The organism is Gulbenkiania mobilis (assembly GCA_004346645.1).
Lineage (GTDB): Bacteria > Pseudomonadota > Gammaproteobacteria > Burkholderiales > Chromobacteriaceae > Gulbenkiania > Gulbenkiania mobilis.
The window spans coordinates 263,458-280,633 of the sequence record SMDA01000003.1 but is presented as its reverse complement, the minus strand read 5'-3'; the positions used below and the strand labels follow the sequence as shown (position 1 = coordinate 280,633).

Here is a 17,176-nt window from a genome sequence, read left to right as displayed (position 1 = left end):
ACCGGTTTTCAAGCAGCCGGCAAACTCAGAAACCGATGCCCAGCCCGAAGCCGAAGCGGCCGCGAGGGCCTTCGGCCACGCCGACACCCATCCGCCCGCCCGGCCAGAAATCCTCAGGGTAATCCTGACGGTACTCCCAGTACGCCGGCCAGTAGCGGCGCAGGAAGCCCGGCTCCAGATTGGCCGGACATACCCCTTCGTAGCGCTCGCCCCGTTCACCTACGCGCTGGCCATTTTCCGGGGTGCAGTAGGACTGCAGACCTTCGGCGCGGCCCGCAAGGTAGGCCTGACGGTCCAGGGTAATGCCGTAGCGGCCGCACGCTTCGATGTGCTTGTCTAGCCGCCACAGGCCATAGCCTTGGTGACCATCGTCACGGCCCAGGCTGGTGGCATCACGTGTACGACAGCTGTTTTCGTCCAGTGTGGCGCAGCCGGCCAGCAGCGAGGCCAGCAGCAGGAATGGCATCAGACGCATGTCGGTCTCCGTGCAAGGAAGAGGGCAGCCCCCACAGGGGCATGCAGCAGCCTGCATGCCTTCCGCCCTACTGGCGCGCGGTACGGGTGTTGTCGGGGTGAAGGTTGGCCGAAGGGTCGTTGGTGCGCAAGGGGTTGATATCCAATCCCCCGCGTCGGGTGTAGCGGGCGTATACCGTCAGCCGCTCGGGCTGGCAGGTGCGCATCAGGTCGACGAAGATGCGCTCCACGCATTGCTCGTGGAATTCATTGTGCTGGCGAAAGCCGATCAGGTAGCGCAGCAGGCTCTCGCGGTCGATGCGCGGTCCGGTGTAGGCAATCTGCACGCTTCCCCAGTCCGGCTGGCCGGTGACGAGGCAGTTGGACTTGAGCAGGTTGGAGCTGAGCACTTCGGTGACGATGTGCCTCGGGTCGGCCGACAGCCGTTCGGGACAGGGCGCATAGCTGTCCACCTCGATGTCCAGATCATCGATGGATTCACCCGGCAGCTCCGCCAGCCTCTGGGCGGGGAAATCGCGCGGCAGCAAGAGCGCCACCTCAACCGCCGCGCCAGCCGCGGAAGACAGATCCAGCGCCAGCTGCGCCTGGAGCACCTGCAGGCTGTCGATGCGTGTCTGGTTGTAGCTGTTGAGATACAGCTTGAATGACTTGGATTCGATCAGGCGCGGCGAGTGGGCGGGGATGCGGAAGGTGGCGATCGCCACCTGTGGCTTGCCGCGCGGGTTCAGCCACGACAACTCGAAGCCCGTCCACAGGTCCACGCCGTCGAAGGGCAGGGCTTCGGCAGACACGCCGATCTCGTCGCGCTTGCTCTGGCGCGGAATGGGAAAAAGCAGCGAAGGGTCATAGGTGTCCTGGTAGCGGACGCTCTTACCCAGCGGCGACTGTTCGGGAGTGGGGGAATGCATGCGGTCTCCTTGTCGAGAGGCAGGGTTGGCCGAAGGTTCACACTTCGCGTCGTGCGAAGTCGCGAAGGCGGAAGCCCAGGGCAAACAGGCTGCCGAAATACACGGCCACGCCTGCCAGGACCAGACCCGTCAGCGAGGCGGCGCGCACATAGGCGCGGGCGTGCCAGTCAATGGGTAGCTGCAGGCCGCCCCACAGCACCAGCGCCATCGCGCCGGTGGCCGCCAAGAGGCGCAGGCCGAAGTCTTTCCAGCCAGGCTGCGGCGTGTAATGGCCGTGGCGGCGCAACAGGTACAGCAATAACCCGGCGTTCAGGCACGAAGCCAGGCCGATCGACAGCGACAACCCGGCATGTTTGAGGGGGCCGATGAAGACGAGGTTCATCAGCTGTGTGGCCGCCAGAGTCAGTAGCGCCACCTTTACCGGCGTCTTGATGTTCTGCCGGGCATAGAAGCCGGGGGCCAGCACCTTCACCAGGATCAGCCCCAGGAGGCCCACCGCGTAGGCCACCAGGGCCTGCTGTGTCATTAGCGCATCGTGGGCCGAGAAGCGTCCGTACATGAAGAGCGTGGACACGAGTGGTCCGGACAGCACGGCCAGCCCCACGGCCGAAGGCAGTGCCAGGAGCAGCGACAGCCGAATGCCCCAGTCCAGAAGCTGAGAGAAGGCCTCGCCGGTGTCGCGCGCGGCATGGCGCGAGAGCGATGGCAGCAGGATGGTGCCCAGCGCCACGCCCAGTACGCCGGTGGGAAATTCCATCAGACGGTCGGCGTAATACATCCACGACACACTGCCGGAAACCAGAAAGGAGGCGAAGATGGTGTTGATGATCAGCGAGACCTGTGCGATGGAAACGCCAAAGATGGCCGGCCCCATCTGGCGCACGATGCGCCAGACCGCCGCATCGCGCCAGGCCAGCCGCGGCCAGGTCAGCATGCCGATCTTGCGCAGGTACGGCAGCTGATAGAAAAGCTGGGCCACGCCCCCCAGAAAGACCGCCACCCCAAGGGCCAGCACCGGCGGGTTCATGTAAGGCGTGAGCAACACCGCGCACAGGATGAACGACACGTTCAGCAGGGTGGGAACGAAAGCCGGCACCGAGAAGCGGTTCCAGGTGTTGAGGATGCTGCCTGCCAGCGACGACAGCGAGATGAACAGGATGTACGGGAAGGTGATGCGCAGCAACGTCACCGTCAGCGCAAACTTGTCCGGGCTGTCGGCAAACCCTGGGGCGGATATCCAGATCACTACCGGCGCGGCCAGCATGCCCAGCGCGGTTACCACCGCCAGCACCAGCGTCAGCGCGCCAGCCACATGGGCGATGAAGGTGCGGGTCTCCTCTTCGTTGCGCGTCTGCTTGTATTCGGCCAGCACCGGCACGAAGGCCTGTGAAAAGGCCCCTTCGGCAAAGATGCGCCGCAGCAGGTTGGGCAGCTTGAAAGCCACGAAGAATGCATCGGTGGCAAAGCCGGCGCCGAACACCCGGGCGATGATCGCATCGCGGACAAACCCGAGGATCCGGGACACCAGAGTCATGCTGCTGACGGTAGCCAGCGCCTTCAGAAGATTCATCGACTGCGCAACCTTGTTTCCCAACGGCGAGCCGGCTAGTTTACGCGGGGCCGAATCGTGTTGCAAAACCTTGGCTTAGCCCTTAAAATCGCGGGTTTTAGAATCCGCTCATCAGGAGAATGTTTCATGGCCAATAGCGCACAAGCTCGCAAGCGTGCACGCCAGGCAATCAAGCAGCGCGCGCACAACGCCAGCCTGCGTACCGCCTTCCGTACCGCTGTGAAGAAAGTAGCCAAAGCGGTTGAAGCCGGCGACAAGGCTGCCGCTCAGTCCGTATTCCAGCAATCGGTCAAGGTCATCGACCGCATTGCCGACAAAGGCGTGTTCCACAAGAACAAGGCCGCCCGTCACAAGAGCCGTCTGTCGGCTCAGATCAAGGGCATGGCTGCCTGATCACGACGCGACCCAGAATTCGAAAGGCCCCGCACAAGCGGGGCCTTTTCTTTTGTCATGCGGTTGTCGGGCATGTTTTTTGCGCAGATGTGGTCGCTTTGCTGCCGGAACACGAGGAAAACATGGGCTCGACCAACAACAAACCGAACTACAAGAAGCTGATCTTCTCCATCGCACTGGCCGGTACCACCGGCCTGGCTGTAGCTGAAACACCCGCGGACGCCCTCGCGCGTTGCGCCAGACTACCCAAGGCCGATGCACGGCTGGGGTGCTTTGACGCAGCCGCCAAGGCCGCAGAGGAGGCGATCCCCGCCCCAAAGGCGGAGGAGCACCCGGAAGTGATCGTTCCGACCCGGGTGGTGGCGCTGGCTCCCCTGGGGGCACCGCCGCCCGCTCCGGACAAGCCGCTGCCGGTCAAGGAAGAATCCCCGCTTGCCAAGGCCTGGGACCTGGACCGTGAGGATGCGCTCGGTACTTTTGTCCTGCGCGGCTACCGGCCCACGTATTTCTTGCCGGTGTGGATCCAGCGCCGCCCCAATACCCAGCCGGGTACGCCCACGCAGGACGCGATCGAAGTCTTTGGCCAGTCGCTCCAGAATACCGAAGCCAAGATGCAGATCTCGTTCAAGACCAAGATCTTCAACGATGTGCTGGATTCGCCGGTGGACCTGTGGTTCGGATACACCCAGCAGTCGCACTGGCAGCTCTACAACCGCGACCAGTCGGCGCCGTTCCGCGAGACCAATTACGAGCCGGAGCTGATGGCCACGCTGCCAGTGCATGCCAAGGTGCTGGGGATGGATGTACGTCTTCTGGGGGGCGGCATCGTACACCAGTCCAACGGGCAGTCTGACCCGCTTTCGCGCAGCTGGAACCGGGTGTACGGCATTGTGGGGGCAGAGCGGGGCAACCTGACGTTGACCGGCCGGCTGTGGGCCAAACTGCCGGAACGGCGTGACAGTAGCGACAATCCGGACATCATGGACTATATGGGCTATGGTGATCTGCTGGTGGACTACAAGCTCGACAAGAACAATACCGTCGGCTCGCTGCTGCGCTACAACCCGTCCACCGGCAAAGGGGCGGTGCGCCTGGACTGGACCTTCCCGGTGGCCGGGCGGCTGCGCGGCTACATGCAGTACTTCTACGGTTATGGCGAGAGCCTGATCGACTACAACTACAAAAACCACGGTATCGGCATTGGCCTGATGCTCAACGACTGGATGTCGCCGTAAAAACGGTCCCGGCCCGCATTGCGGCCGGGACCGGGCCTGCCTAGAGCGCCAGGAGCGGCGCAGCCAGGCGGGCCATCTCGCCTTCCTCGTCGGTCTGCAGTACCCAGGCAGACCGACGGCTGTCCGCCGCGCTGATGCACTGGGCGTTGGCCAGGTTGGCCGAAGGCTCCACCGTGAAGCCCAGCCAGGCCAGCCGTGCCAGGATGCGGGCGCGCACCTCAGGGGAGCGTTCGCCGATCCCGGCGGTGAAGACCACTGCGTCCAGGCCTTCCATCGCGGTTGCAAGCGCCGCAATCTCCTTGGCCGCACGGTAGCAGAAGAGGTCCACCGCCTCCAGCGCGGCCGGCACGTCGCATCCGAGCAGGTCGCGCATGTCCGCGGAAATGCCGGACACCCCCAGCAGGCCGGAGTGCTTGTAGAGTTCGCGACGCACCTCGTCGATGCTCATCCCTTCATGCTCCATCCAGTACAGCACCACTTCCGCGTCCAGCGCGCCTGGGCGCGTTCCCATCATCAGGCCATCCAGTGCGGAAAACCCCATGCTCGAGGCGATGCTGACACCTTGGCGCAAGGCACAGGCACTGGCACCGCTGCCCAGATGGCAGACCACCACACGGGCGTCCCCCAGCCCGACGGCAGGCAGCTGGCGCGCGATCGAACCGTAGGACAGTCCGTGGAAGCCGTAGCGTCGTACGCCTTGGTCATGCCAGTGGCGGGCAATCGCGAAGCGGCTGGCTACTTGAGGCTGATGCGCATGGAAGGCCGTGTCGAAGCAGGCCGCCTGCGGTAGCGGCGGCGCCAGGTTCGCGAAGGCGTCGATCACGCCCAGGCTGACCGGCTGGTGCAACGGTGCCAGCGGAACGAATCCCTCGAGCGCCTCACGCACTGCAGGGGTGATGCGCACCGGTTCCGAAAACAGCTCGCCGCCGTGCACCACCCGGTGCGCCACGCCGGTCACCTCTTCGCCGTGGGCCCGCAACTGCTCAAGGATCGCAGCCACCGCCGCTGCACGGTCGCCAGCGGGCAAACCACGCTCGGCCAGCAGCGTACCGTCGGCTTCGGTCACCCTCAGGCTGGCCTGCGGGCTGCCGAAGCGGTCGATGACTCCGTGCAGCCGAAGGTGCCGGCCATCCCGGCTGTAGGTGCGAAACTTGAGCGTGGCCGAGCCGGCGTTGACTGCCAGCAGTACCGGCGTCACAGCGCACCTCCGGTCAGGGGCTGCTTGCGATGTGCCAGCAGGCAGGCCACCGAGGCCGAGGCCAGCCGTCCGGCGGCGTCCTCGGCTCGGCTGGTCAGCACGATAGGCACGCGCGCGCCCATCACCACGCCGGCGGAGGCCGCCGCCGCCAGATAGGTCAGCTGTTTGGCCAGCATGTTGCCCGACTCCAGGTCTGGCACCAGCAGGATGTCCGGCTCGCCCGCTACCTGCGATGCGATGCCCTTGGTGCTGGCGGCCGCATGCGAGATCGCATTGTCGAAGGCGAGCGGGCCGTCGAGGACGGCACCGGTGATCTGCCCGCGGTCGGCCATCTTGCACAGCGCGGCTGCGTCGATGGTGGAGCGCATGGCAGGACTGACAGTCTCCACCGCTGCCAGGATCGCCACCTTGGGCAGGGGGATGCCCAAGGCATGCGTCAGGTCGATCGCGTTCTGGCAGATGTCGCGCTTGGTGGCGAGGTCGGGGTCGATGTTGATCGCCGCATCGGTGATGAACAGGTAACGCGGGTAGCTTTCTACCCGCATGATGAAGACATGGCTGATGCGTCGTTCGGTTCGGACGCCGGTGTTGCGTGCCAGCACTTCGGTCATGAACTCGTCGGTGTGCAGACTGCCCTTCATCAGCATGGCAGCCCGCCCTTCCCGCACCAAGGCGACAGCGGTTTCCGCCGCCGCATGGCTGTGGGGCACGTCGATGACCTCGAATGGCGTGAGGTCCACATCCAGTTCCTCGGCCAGACGGGCGATCTTGCTGCCCGGGCCGACGAGGATAGGCACGGCGATACCGTGCTGGGAGGCCTCCACCGCCCCTAGCAGGGCCTCGCGGCTGCATGGGTGGGCCACGGCCATCGGCAGCGGGCCGAGGGCCCGCGCCTGTGCATAGATGTCATAAAAAGCGTGTTCGTCGCGGATCATCTACAGTTCTCCGGGCTGGTTGGCCGAAGCCTCAGGCCATGATATGGAAGCCGCCGTCGACATAGATCACCTCACCGGTGATGGCGCGCGACGCATCGGACACCAGGAAGGCAGTAGCCATGCCGACGTCGCGGATGTCCACCAGCCGATGCTCGGGGGCACGGGCGATGGCAGCGTCGATCAGTTGGTCGAAATGCGCGATACCGCTGGCGGCACGCGTCTTGAGCGGCCCCGGCGATACCGCGTGCACCCGGATGCCCTTGCTACCCAATTCGTACGCCATGTAGCGCGTCACCGACTCTAGGGCGGCCTTTACCGGGCCCATGATGTTGTAGTTTTCCACCACTTTTTCCGCACCGTGGTAGCTCATCGTCACCAAGGCGCCCCCTTCGGTCATCAGCGGCTCGGCATGGTGCGCCAGCTCGATGAAGGAATAGCAGGAAACGCGCATCGCCTGGGCAAAGCCCGTTTCCGAGCAGTCCACCACGCGCCCATGCAGATCGTCCATCGGGCAGTAGGCGATCGAGTGGATGACGAAGTCCAGCGTGCCCCAGGTATCGCGCAGTGTGTCGAACACGGCCTGCATCTGACCGGGCGCTTCCACGTTCATGGGCAGGATCAGCGAGGCATCAAGTCCCTCGGCCAGTGGCCGCACGTACTTCTCGGCCTTTTCGTTGAGGTAGGTCACCGCCAGCTCGGCGCCCAGTTCGCGCAGCACGCGTGCGCAGCCATAGGCAATGCTGTGCTCGTTGGCGATACCCACGACCAGCCCTCTCTTGCCGGCCAGAAGATTGCGGATGCTGTTCTCCATGTATTCCCTTTCTCCATTGATGAGGCCTGAAAGCCCGGCCAGACTGCCACGGCCCTGTTGCCAGGGTGTGAACGATTGTTTAGCGTTGCGGATTTCGTGGGCTATAATCGCCCGTTTCGGGTCAGCAAGGGCGACAGGACTTGATCTGCCGGCCGCTGCCCGCATCTTGTGAACGCCGGGCGTATGCTGCAGTGCACACTGTAGCAACATAAGTACCCTGTATGCCATCGGCACATTCACTGGACGGATCAAGACCATGCCTATCTACGAATATCGTTGCAACGCTTGCGGCATCCGCAAGGAACACCTGCAGAAGATGACAGACGCACCGGTTACCCAGTGTCCGGACTGCGGTAGCGCCGAATACCAGAAACAGGTATCCGCTGCCGGCTTCCAGCTCAAGGGCTCGGGCTGGTATGCCACCGACTTCAAGGGCAGCGCAGCCAGCAGCACCACGTCCGGCAGCACCACGTCCGGCGAGGGCAGCGTTGGCGGACACAGCTGTGGTACGGGGTGCGGCTGCGCCTGACATGAGACATATCAAACTGACACTCAAGGGCTATCTTGTCACCGGCCTGCTCATCTGGCTGCCGCTGGCGATCACCTTCTGGGTGTTGAACCTGATCGTCGGCACCCTGGACCAGACCCTCAACCTGCTGCCGCGCGAGTGGCAGCCCCAGCAGGTGTTCGGGTTCACCGTGCCTGGTCTGGGCGTAGTGCTGGCCGTGCTCATCCTACTGGGCACGGGCATGCTTGCGGCCAACGTCTTCGGCCAACGTCTGGTGCGGCTGTGGCACGCCATCCTGTCGCGCACCCCGGTGGTCAAGACCATCTACAACAGCGTCAAGCAGGTCAGCGATACGCTCCTGTCGGATTCGGGCCAGGCCTTCCGTCAGGCGCTCCTGGTACGCTTCCCGCATCAGGATGCCTGGACGGTGGCCTTCCAGACCGGCACGCCCTCGCGCCAGATCTCGGCCGCTATCGGCGAAGACGAACTGGTGAGCGTCTATGTACCCACTACGCCGAACCCGACCTCGGGCTATTTCATCATCGTGCCCAGGCGCGACACGCGCGAACTCGACATGTCCGTCGACGAAGCGCTCAAGTATGTGATCTCGATGGGGGTCGTGGCGCCGCCACCCAAAGCGCGCTAAGCTCCCGCACACCTTTCCAAAATACCCATTGAATCCAGGACAGCAATGCGAACCGACTACTGCGGACTGATCGACAAGAAATACCTGGGCCAGACCGTCACCGTTAAAGGCTGGGCCCATCGTCGTCGCGACCATGGCGGCGTGATCTTCATCGACCTGCGCGACCGTGAAGGCATCGTGCAGGTGGTGATCGATCCGGATACCCCCGAAGCCTTCAAGACGGCGGATTCGGCCCGCAACGAGTACGTGCTGTCCGTGACCGGCATCGTGCGTGCACGCCCGGAAGGCACCGCCAACGCCAAGATGATCTCCGGCGAGATCGAAATCCTGGCCAAGGACATCGAAATCCTTAACACCGCGGCCACCCCGCCGTTCCAGATCGATGATGAGAACCTCTCCGAGACCGTGCGCCTCACCAACCGCGTGATCGACCTGCGCCGTCCGGTGATGCAGAAGAACCTGCGCCTGCGTTACCGCGTGGCCATGGGTGTGCGCAATTATCTCGACAAGCAGGGCTTCATCGACATCGAGACGCCGATGCTCACCCGCTCCACCCCGGAAGGCGCGCGCGACTATCTGGTGCCCTCGCGGGTACATCCGGGCGAATTCTTCGCCCTGCCGCAGTCGCCCCAGCTGTTCAAGCAGCTGCTGATGGTGGCCGGCTTCGACCGCTACTACCAGATCACCAAGTGTTTCCGCGACGAGGACCTGCGTGCCGACCGTCAGCCGGAATTCACCCAGATCGACTTGGAAACCTCGTTCCTGAACGAGGATGAGATCATGGACATCACCGAGGGCATGGCCCGCCACATCTTCAAGGATGTGCTGGACGTGGAGCTGGGTGATTTCCCGCGCATGACCTACGCCGATGCCATGTTCTACTACGGCTCGGACAAGCCGGACCTGCGCGTCTCGCTTCAGTTCACCGAGCTGACCGACGTGATGAAGAATGAGGCGTTCAAGGTCTTCCGCGGTGCCGCGGACATGGCCGGCGGCCGCGTGGTCGCCCTCCGGGTGCCCGGTGGCGCCAGCTTCAGCCGCAAGGAAATTGACGACTACACCCAGTTCGTGGGTATCTACGGCGCCAAGGGTCTGGCCTACATCAAGGTCAACGATGCAGCCAAGCCGAACGAGGAAGGCCTGCAGTCGCCGATCGTCAAGTTCCTGTCTGCCGACGGGCTGAAGGCGATCATCGAGCGCACCGGTGCCCAGAACGGTGACATCATCTTCTTCGGTGCCGACAAGGCCAAGGTCGTGAACGAATCCATCGGTGCGCTGCGCATCCGCATCGGCCACGAACATGGGCTGGAAAACGGCTACTTCGTGAAGGAATGGCGTCCGCTGTGGGTGGTGGATTTCCCGATGTTCGAGCATGACGAGGACGATGACCGGTGGGTTGCCGTGCATCATCCGTTCACCAGCCCGAAGCCGGGGCACGAGGATCTGATGGAGACCGACCCTGGCGCCTGCCTGGCGCGTGCCTACGACATGGTGCTCAACGGCTGGGAAATCGGCGGTGGCTCGGTGCGTATCCACCGTGCGGACATTCAGGAAAAGGTGTTCGCTGCCCTGAAGATTACCCCCGAAGAGCAGGCCAACAAGTTCGGCTTCCTTCTGGACAACCTGAAGTTCGGCGCGCCGCCGCACGGTGGTCTGGCGTTTGGTCTCGACCGTCTGGTGACGCTGATGGCCGGTGCCGAGTCGATCCGCGACGTGATCGCCTTCCCCAAGACCCAGCGCGCCCAATGCCTGCTGACCCAGGCGCCCAACGCCGTGGACGAAAAGCAGCTGCGCGAGCTGAACCTGCGCCTGCGTCAAAAGGCAGAGCAGCCCTCGGCCTGATCGGGGAGGGCGGCGCGCGCTGCAGACGGGCACCTCGGTGCCCGTTTTTCATGGCGGCTGCGCAGGCTTGATAATTCTGACAGCGGGCGCACACTGCACCCGGACCCGCCGGCAATTCTGCGCGATAGGCAATGCCAATCACGGCAATATGGAATTTAAATTGGCGCAGGCCGTTGCCATGATTTATAAACTTCGGGCATCCATGCCGCATTGTGCCGGCAGGAATTGTTGAACACTCAAAAGGAGAACTCCATGGCTGTACTCGTTGGCAAACAGGCTCCGTTTTTCGATACCACCGACAAGCATTTCTCTGCGGTACTGGGCGACGGCCAGATCGTTGACAACTTCAGCTTCAAGGAAGCCGCGGCCGGCAAGTACGCCGTCGTGTTCTTCTACCCGCTGGATTTCACCTTCGTGTGCCCGTCCGAACTGATCGCCTTCGATCATCGTCTGGAAGAGTTCAAGAAGCGCAATGTGGAAGTGATCGGCGTGTCCATCGACAGCCAGTTCACCCACAATGCCTGGCGCAACACCCCGGTGGAAAAGGGCGGCATCGGCCAGGTAGGCTACACCCTGGTAGCCGATGTGAAGCACGAAATCGCCCAGGCCTTCGATGTTGAAAGCGCCGACGGTGTGGCCTTCCGTGGCACCTTCCTCGTCGACCGCGACGGCAAGGTCCGTCATCAGGTAGTGAACGATCTGCCGCTGGGCCGCAACATCGACGAAGCCCTGCGCATGGTGGACGCGCTGCAGTTCTTCGAAGAAAACGGCGAGGTTTGCCCCGCTGGCTGGAACAAGGGCAAGAAAGGCATGAAGGCCGATCCGCAGGGTGTGGCCGACTACCTGTCGCAGAATGCCGGCGAGCTGTAATACCCGCTGGATTGAATCAAGCCCTGCCTCGGCAGGGCTTTTTTATTGCTGGGGCGCAGCGGCTGACCGCATGCGGGGCAGGGCGTAAGCGTGCAGCGCCATGGTCAGCAGCGCCAGGAGGACACAGCTCCACCACAACAGCGCGGGGCCCAGCGCACCGTAGACCCAGGTGCCCAAGGCCGGGGCATACAGTGTGCGGCCGGACCAGGCTGCATTGAAGAGTCCGAGATAGCTGCCCCGGCGGCGCCCCTCGCTGTGCTGCATGACGAGCGCGGACCAGGTAGGCGAGAGCAACAGCTCGCCCACGGTCAGCACCACCATGGTAATCATGGCAAAGAAGGCACCGTGTCCCAGGTTGAGAAAAGCATAGGCGCCGCCCGTTAGCAGTACACCCAACTGGGCACTGCGGATCAGCCCCCAGCGGCCTACACGGTGGGCAATCGCAACCTGCAGGCCCACCACCATCAGGCCGTTCAGGGTAAAGAGCATCCCCACCAGGCTCGGCGACGCATGGTAATGTTCCCGGAGAAACAGGCTGAAGGTACCGTAGATCTGGTCGAAAGCTGCCATGATGATCAGCTGGCCCAGGAGGAATACCAGGAAGGGGCCGTCCCGCCAGGGAGAGGTAGTGGCAAGCGCCGGGGAGGCGGAGGGCGCACCAGCCCGTGCGCCTGCCGTAGCCGGCCAGCGGCGGTAGGCCCACACCAGCCAGACGCAGGCAAGAAGGTTGGCCGAACCCTGCGCTACGAAGACCCAGTGATAGCCCAGGCTGGCGAGCAGGCCGCCGGTGAGGCCGGCCAGCGAGACACCGAGGTTGAAGGCTACGCGGTAGTAACCTTGTGCCGTCAATCGCAAGGCCGGTGGGCACGGTTCCAGCACCAGCCGCATGTTGCCCGGGCGGAACCCGCCATCGCACAGTCCGGCTACCAGCAACAGCGGTGCGTAGGCGCCGGCCTGCCACGGCAGGGCCAGCATAAAAGTGCTCAGCCCGCTGCCGGCCAGCAAGAGCGCGCACAGGCGCCGGGCATCGAAGCGGTCGGACAGCTGTCCACCGAGATAGGCCCCCGCCACGCAACCCGCCCCGTACAGGCCCATCAGCAGGCCGATGCGGCCATAGCCGAGCTGAAAGTGCTCAAGAAAGAAAAGCGGCAGGAACAGTTTGGCGATCCCGCCCATGTTGTTGACCAACGTGGCGAACACCTGAATGTGTACCGGTGCCGGCAGGGGGCGGAAGGGACGGATTAAGCGCGCGAGCAGCGCGGCAGGCAGGGCGGTCATGAGCGGACGGTGGCGGATCGGCCCATGACTCTATCATGATGGATTCGGTGGGCACAGGCCGGCCCGCCTCCGGGGCTCAGCGGACTGGCAAGGGAAGCTGCGCGCGCACGTTCCTCAGCATGATGGGCTGGGCCTGGGCGGTGGGATGGATACTGTCGGCCTGAAAGTACGCCAGGTTGGTCTCGAACCCCTGGATCAGTAGCGGCACATAGGCCAGGCGATGCTTGCGCGCCAGCTCGTCGTAGGCGGCACGGAACTTGGCGACGTAAGGCTGGCCATAATTCGGGGGCAGACCGATGCCGACCAGCAGGACCTTCGCGCCGGCGGCCCGCGACAGCGCCACCATCTTTTCCAGGTTGGCGTACATTGTCTCCACCGGAAGCCCCCGCAGACCATCGTTGCCGCCCAGCTCCAGTACCACCACATCCGGGGTGTGACGGGTCAGTACTTGGGGGAGTCGCGACAGCCCGCCGGCGGTGGTCTCACCGGAGACGCTGGCATTGACGACGCGGTGGCGGGGCGCAAGGTCACGGGCCAGCAGGTCCACCCAGCCCTGGCCACGGCTCAGACCGTAGCCGGCGGAGAGACTGTCCCCGAAAACGAGCACCGTACCGGCCGACGCCGGAGCGGCCAGCACACACAAGACAAGCAACCTGAACAAAGCACGCATGAATCGAACTCTCCAGTCGGAAACGGTCCTGTCGGCCGAAAGTGTGGCCAAGCAGGTGATTTATCATGGCCAGACACTGCATATCCTGTCCGCTGCCAGTTTGACGGTCAGGACAGGGGAAAGTGTCGCCATCGTCGGTGCATCGGGATCGGGCAAGTCCACGCTTCTGGCGATCCTGGCCGGACTGGACACTGCCAGCCAAGGGCAGGTAGCCCTCTTCGGCCAACCCCTGGCATCGCTTTCGGAGGATGACCGTGCACGCCTGCGTCGGGACAAGGTGGGGTTCGTGTTCCAGAATTTCCAGCTCATGCCGCATCTGAGCGCACTGGAGAACGTGATGCTTCCGCTTGAGCTGGCCGGGCGCAGGGGGGCGCGCGATGCGGCGGCCGCCATGCTGGAACGGGTGGGGCTGGCACACCGGCTGGACCACTATCCGCGTCACCTTTCCGGCGGAGAGCAGCAGCGCGTGGCCCTGGCGCGGGCTTTTGCCCCGGGGCCGGGCCTGCTGTTCGCTGACGAGCCCACCGGCAATCTCGACCCGGCCACCGGCCGACAGGTGATCGATCTGCTGTTCGGTCTTAACCGCGAGGCGGGAACGGCGCTGGTGCTGGTCACCCACGACAGCGCGCTGGCCGGCCGCTGCGATGCGCTGTACCGGCTCGCCGACGGCATGCTGGCCGGAGCGGCGACATGAGGCGGCTGGCGCGCTGGGCCTTTGCGCTGCGGTTGGCGCGACGCGAATGGCTGTCGGGCGAGCTGTCGCTGCTGACCCTGGCCTTGGCAGTGGCCGTGGCCGCCATGACGAGTGTGGCGTTCTTTTCCGACCGGATCGAACGAGCCCTGACCCAGCAGGCCAGCCAGCTGCTGGCTGCCGACCTGGTGCTTAACGGCGACATGCCGGCCTCCGAAGCTTTCCGTGCCGAAGCGCGCCGCCGCGGGCTGCGCCTGGCCGAGACCGCCACCTTTCCTTCGATGGCGTTTGCGCGTGGACAGGCCGTGCTGGCCAGCTACAAGGCCGTCAGCGCAGGCTATCCCCTTCGGGGCGAGGTGCAGGTGCGGGATGGACAGGGGCAGGTTCACGCCGGTCGCTGGGCGCCTGCACCGGGTACGGCCTGGATGGACGACCGGCTCGCGCGTCGGCTGGGAGTGCATGTGGGCGAGACGGTGGAGGTGGGCGGTCGCACGCTGCGTCTGGCGGGCATCCTGCAACGCGAGCCGGACGGAGCGATGGATCTGTACAACTTCGTGCCGCGCTTGGTGTTCAACCAGGCCGACCTCGCTGCCACGGGCTTGGTACAGACCGGCAGCCGGGTACGCTGGCGGCTGCTGGTGGCCGGATCGCCCGATGCGGTGGCCGGCTATCGTGCCTGGCTTGCGCCACGGTTGCCGCGCGCGGCACGCTTGGAAGACGTGGAGGAGGCGCGGCCGGAGGTGCGCACCGCGCTGGAGCGTGCACGGCGCTTTCTGGGCCTGACTGCGATGCTGACGGTGGCCCTGTCCGCAGCGGCGGTTGCCATGGCGGTTCGGCGTTATCTGGCCCGCCACTGGCAGCCGGTGGCGGTGCTACGTTGTCTGGGTCTGACCGGGCGGGAAGTGTGGCAGGTGTTTGCCACGGTCCTGCTAACCGTAGCAGGGGTCGCAGGTGTGCTCGGCACCGTGGCGGGCTATGGGGTGCAGCTGGCGCTGACCCGAATGGCAGCAGCCTGGGTTGGGGACGGATTGCCCTCGGCCGGCTGGCTGCCGTGGCTGATGGGGCCGGCCTCGGCGGTACTGCTGCTGGCCGGTCTTGCCCTTCCACCACTGACTGCACTGCGTCGTGTGCCACCAGTGGCGGTGTTGCGCAACGAATTCGTGCCCACCCGGCAGGGGGTATTGGTGCCCCTGCTGGCGCTGGCCACCCTGCTTGGCCTGTCTGCCTGGCAGGTAGGGGATGTCACGCTGGCCGGCTGGCTCTTGGGCGCGCTGTTCGGTTTCCTGGCCGGGGTCGCCGCACTGGCGGCCGGGGTGCTGGGCGTGCTGCGCCGCCTGCCGCTGCGCCCGGGTCCGGGCGGTCGCTTCGCGCTGGCCGGGTTGGCGCGTCGCCCCTGGCTTGCCATCATCCAGACGGTGGCGCTCTCGGTGGGGCTGATGGCCCTGCTGACGCTGACGGTGGTGCGCAGCGACCTGATCGCCGCATGGCAGAAGAGCCTGCCTGCCGACGCCCCCAACACCTTCGTGATCAACATCCAGCCCGATCAGCGTGAGGGCGTGCGGCAGCATTTTCGCGCTGCCGGCCTGCCCGAGCCGGACCTCTCGCCGATGATCCGCGCCCGGCTGGTGGCCATCAACGGCAAGACGGTGCGGCCTGCCGCCTATACGGACGACCGGGCCCGCAGGTTGGCCGAACGCGAGTTCAACCTTTCTTGGCGCGCAACCCTGCCTGCCGGCAACCGCGTCAGCCGTGGAGCATGGTGGTCCGCCGGCAGCCGCGTACCGCAGTTCTCGGTGGAAAAGGGCCTGGCCGATACACTGGGCATCCGCTTGGGCGACACGCTTGGCTTCGACATCGCCGGCACGCTCTACCGGGCCCAGGTGACCAGCCTGCGCGAGGTGGCCTGGGACAGTTTCCGTGTCAACTTCTTCGTGATTGCCCCGGCCGGCTGGCTGGAGGGCGAGGCGGCCAGCTGGATCACCAGCTTCCGCCTGCCTCCCCGGGCCTCCGGCTTCGGGGATGGTCTGGTGGCGGCCTTTCCCAATCTGACGGTGATCGACGTCACCGCCATCCTGCAGGAAGTGCGCGCAGTAGTGGACCGGCTCAGCCGTGCCATCGAAACCATGTTCGCACTGGCGCTGGCCGCCGGCATCTTGGTGCTATGGGCAGCGCTGGCGGCCACGCGGGACGAGCGCCTCTCCGATCTGGCGCTGATGCGCGCCCTGGGTGCAACCCGTGCCCAGCTGCGTCGCACGCTGCTTGCCGAGCTGGCCGGTGTGGGAGCCTTGGCCGGGCTGCTGGCCGGGTTGGGTGCGCTGGCCATCGGAGCGGTAGCCGGTCAGCAGCTCTTCAACCTGCCGCTTTCGGCCAACCTCTGGCTGCTGCCGCTGGGGGCCGGGGCAGGAGTGGTCGTCGTGATCGCTGCCGGCTGGCCGATGCTGCGCCGCCTGCTGCGGGCCTCACCGCTGGATGTGCTGCGCAACGTGTAGCACGCTTGACCTCAAGGAGCAGACAATGGACGAGATCGTACGGGCCGCCATGGAAAAGTGGCCGAATGTGCCCGACCTGTATGGTTGGCTGGCCCTGGACGGGCGCGGGCGTTTCTTGCTGCAGGGCGCACGCGTGGGCAACCCGGCCATGGAGGCGTTCTTCAGTCGCAACTACGACATCGACCCGGCGGGGCGCGCCTTCGTGCAGAACGGTCCGCAACGGGTCTACGTGGCGTTCGGCCAGGCCCCTTACCTGGCACGGCGCCGCGACGGGGGGTTCAGCCTGCATCCTGGCCTGCACGAGGGCGTGGCCGGCTCCGCCTGGCTAACCCCGGAAGGTGAGATCTATCTTTCGGTGGAGGGTCGGCTGGCCCTGCTGGACGGCCCCGACATTGCCCCGCTGGTGGCTGCCGCCTGCCGTCCCGACGGCATGCCGGCGGAGGAAGACGACTGGCAGGGGTTGGCCGAAGGACGGGGCATGCTACGGCTGCGGCTGCCGGAAGGGGAAGTCAACCTCGCTCCAGCCACGCATCCCCTCCTCGTGCAGCAGTTCGGTCTGCAGCCCACACCGGAAGCGAGCGGTTAGCCGCAAGCTGTGCCAGGCTGCTATCATTCCGCGATTCCCCCATATCACGGGCGCTGTGCCTGATGCCGCGGC

17 protein-coding genes are annotated in these 17,176 nt (G+C 65.1%); 9 read left to right on the top strand and 8 right to left on the bottom strand.

Annotated elements, in window-relative coordinates; genetic code table 11:
- Positions 1 to 25: 25 nt before the first annotated feature.
- The 3 genes from EV669_RS06285 to murJ all read right to left on the bottom strand — a co-directional run bounded on the left by EV669_RS06285 (position 26) and on the right by murJ (position 2,952).
- On the bottom strand, positions 26 to 475 hold the full coding sequence (locus EV669_RS06285; protein WP_318271345.1) for a DUF2799 domain-containing protein: 450 nt from the start codon (positions 473 to 475) through the stop codon (positions 26 to 28).
- 67 nt (positions 476 to 542) lie between these two features.
- A complete protein-coding gene (gene queF, locus EV669_RS06280) occupies positions 543 to 1,382 on the bottom strand; it encodes an NADPH-dependent 7-cyano-7-deazaguanine reductase QueF (RefSeq protein ID WP_132098177.1) in 840 nt (279 codons plus the stop codon).
- Positions 1,383 to 1,419: 37 nt separating this feature from the next.
- Complete coding sequence (murJ, locus tag EV669_RS06275) at positions 1,420 to 2,952, bottom strand: murein biosynthesis integral membrane protein MurJ (RefSeq protein WP_132098176.1); 1,533 nt, start codon at positions 2,950 to 2,952, stop codon at positions 1,420 to 1,422.
- Between the two features lie 126 nt (positions 2,953 to 3,078).
- On the opposite strand from murJ, the gene rpsT reads away from it, so the two are divergent.
- Positions 3,079 to 3,345 carry a 30S ribosomal protein S20 gene (gene rpsT / locus EV669_RS06270; protein ID WP_054284520.1) on the top strand — a complete coding sequence of 89 codons (267 nt, stop codon included), beginning with the start codon at positions 3,079 to 3,081 and terminating at the stop codon, positions 3,343 to 3,345.
- A gap of 122 nt (positions 3,346 to 3,467) precedes the next feature.
- Positions 3,468 to 4,580 (top strand): phospholipase A, encoded by a 1,113-nt coding sequence (locus EV669_RS06265; protein ID WP_132098175.1) that lies wholly within the window; start codon positions 3,468 to 3,470, stop codon positions 4,578 to 4,580.
- 40 nt (positions 4,581 to 4,620) lie between these two features.
- Here EV669_RS06265 and EV669_RS06260 read toward each other — a convergent pair whose 3' ends face one another.
- From EV669_RS06260 to fabI, 3 genes are read right to left on the bottom strand one after another with little or no spacing between them, the layout of a single operon-like run.
- On the bottom strand, positions 4,621 to 5,778 hold the full coding sequence (locus EV669_RS06260) for an acetate/propionate family kinase (RefSeq protein WP_132098174.1): 1,158 nt from the start codon (positions 5,776 to 5,778) through the stop codon (positions 4,621 to 4,623).
- On the bottom strand, positions 5,775 to 6,713 hold the full coding sequence (locus EV669_RS06255; RefSeq protein WP_054284523.1) for a phosphate acetyltransferase: 939 nt from the start codon (positions 6,711 to 6,713) through the stop codon (positions 5,775 to 5,777). The genes EV669_RS06260 and EV669_RS06255 overlap by 4 nt, the downstream gene beginning before the upstream one ends.
- 31 nt (positions 6,714 to 6,744) lie before the next feature.
- The gene (gene fabI, locus EV669_RS06250) at positions 6,745 to 7,524 is read right to left on the bottom strand and encodes an enoyl-ACP reductase FabI (RefSeq protein ID WP_132098173.1); all 780 of its coding nucleotides are present in this window, start codon (positions 7,522 to 7,524) and stop codon (positions 6,745 to 6,747) included.
- Positions 7,525 to 7,780: 256 nt separating this feature from the next.
- Between fabI and EV669_RS06245 the strand changes: the two genes are divergently transcribed.
- From EV669_RS06245 to EV669_RS06230, 4 genes are all read left to right on the top strand, one after another.
- The gene (locus EV669_RS06245; protein WP_054284525.1) at positions 7,781 to 8,053 is read left to right on the top strand and encodes an FmdB family zinc ribbon protein; all 273 of its coding nucleotides are present in this window, start codon (positions 7,781 to 7,783) and stop codon (positions 8,051 to 8,053) included.
- Position 8,054: 1 nt separating this feature from the next.
- A complete protein-coding gene (locus EV669_RS06240) occupies positions 8,055 to 8,678 on the top strand; it encodes a DUF502 domain-containing protein (RefSeq protein ID WP_054284526.1) in 624 nt (207 codons plus the stop codon).
- 45 nt (positions 8,679 to 8,723) lie between these two features.
- Positions 8,724 to 10,520 carry an aspartate--tRNA ligase gene (gene aspS / locus EV669_RS06235; protein WP_054284527.1) on the top strand — a complete coding sequence of 599 codons (1,797 nt, stop codon included), beginning with the start codon at positions 8,724 to 8,726 and terminating at the stop codon, positions 10,518 to 10,520.
- 252 nt (positions 10,521 to 10,772) lie between these two features.
- Positions 10,773 to 11,390, top strand: a complete 618-nt coding sequence (locus EV669_RS06230) for a peroxiredoxin (RefSeq protein WP_054284528.1) — start codon at positions 10,773 to 10,775, stop codon at positions 11,388 to 11,390.
- A gap of 42 nt (positions 11,391 to 11,432) precedes the next feature.
- On the opposite strand, the gene EV669_RS06225 is transcribed toward EV669_RS06230, so the two are convergent.
- Complete coding sequence (locus EV669_RS06225; RefSeq protein ID WP_132098172.1) at positions 11,433 to 12,668, bottom strand: MFS transporter; 1,236 nt, start codon at positions 12,666 to 12,668, stop codon at positions 11,433 to 11,435.
- A gap of 76 nt (positions 12,669 to 12,744) precedes the next feature.
- Entirely contained in the window at positions 12,745 to 13,338 is a 594-nt protein-coding gene (locus EV669_RS06220) for an arylesterase (protein WP_132098171.1), read from the bottom strand.
- On the opposite strand from EV669_RS06220, the gene EV669_RS06215 reads away from it, so the two are divergent.
- From EV669_RS06215 to EV669_RS06205, 3 genes are read left to right on the top strand one after another with little or no spacing between them, the layout of a single operon-like run.
- On the top strand, positions 13,337 to 14,032 hold the full coding sequence (locus tag EV669_RS06215; RefSeq protein ID WP_054284531.1) for an ABC transporter ATP-binding protein: 696 nt from the start codon (positions 13,337 to 13,339) through the stop codon (positions 14,030 to 14,032). The two genes, EV669_RS06220 and EV669_RS06215, sit on opposite strands and share 2 nt — an antisense overlap.
- Entirely contained in the window at positions 14,029 to 16,518 is a 2,490-nt protein-coding gene (locus tag EV669_RS06210) for an ABC transporter permease (protein WP_132098170.1), read from the top strand. The genes EV669_RS06215 and EV669_RS06210 overlap by 4 nt, the downstream gene beginning before the upstream one ends.
- A gap of 25 nt (positions 16,519 to 16,543) precedes the next feature.
- Complete coding sequence (locus EV669_RS06205; protein ID WP_165922714.1) at positions 16,544 to 17,104, top strand: DUF2946 family protein; 561 nt, start codon at positions 16,544 to 16,546, stop codon at positions 17,102 to 17,104.
- Positions 17,105 to 17,176 lie beyond the last annotated feature (72 nt).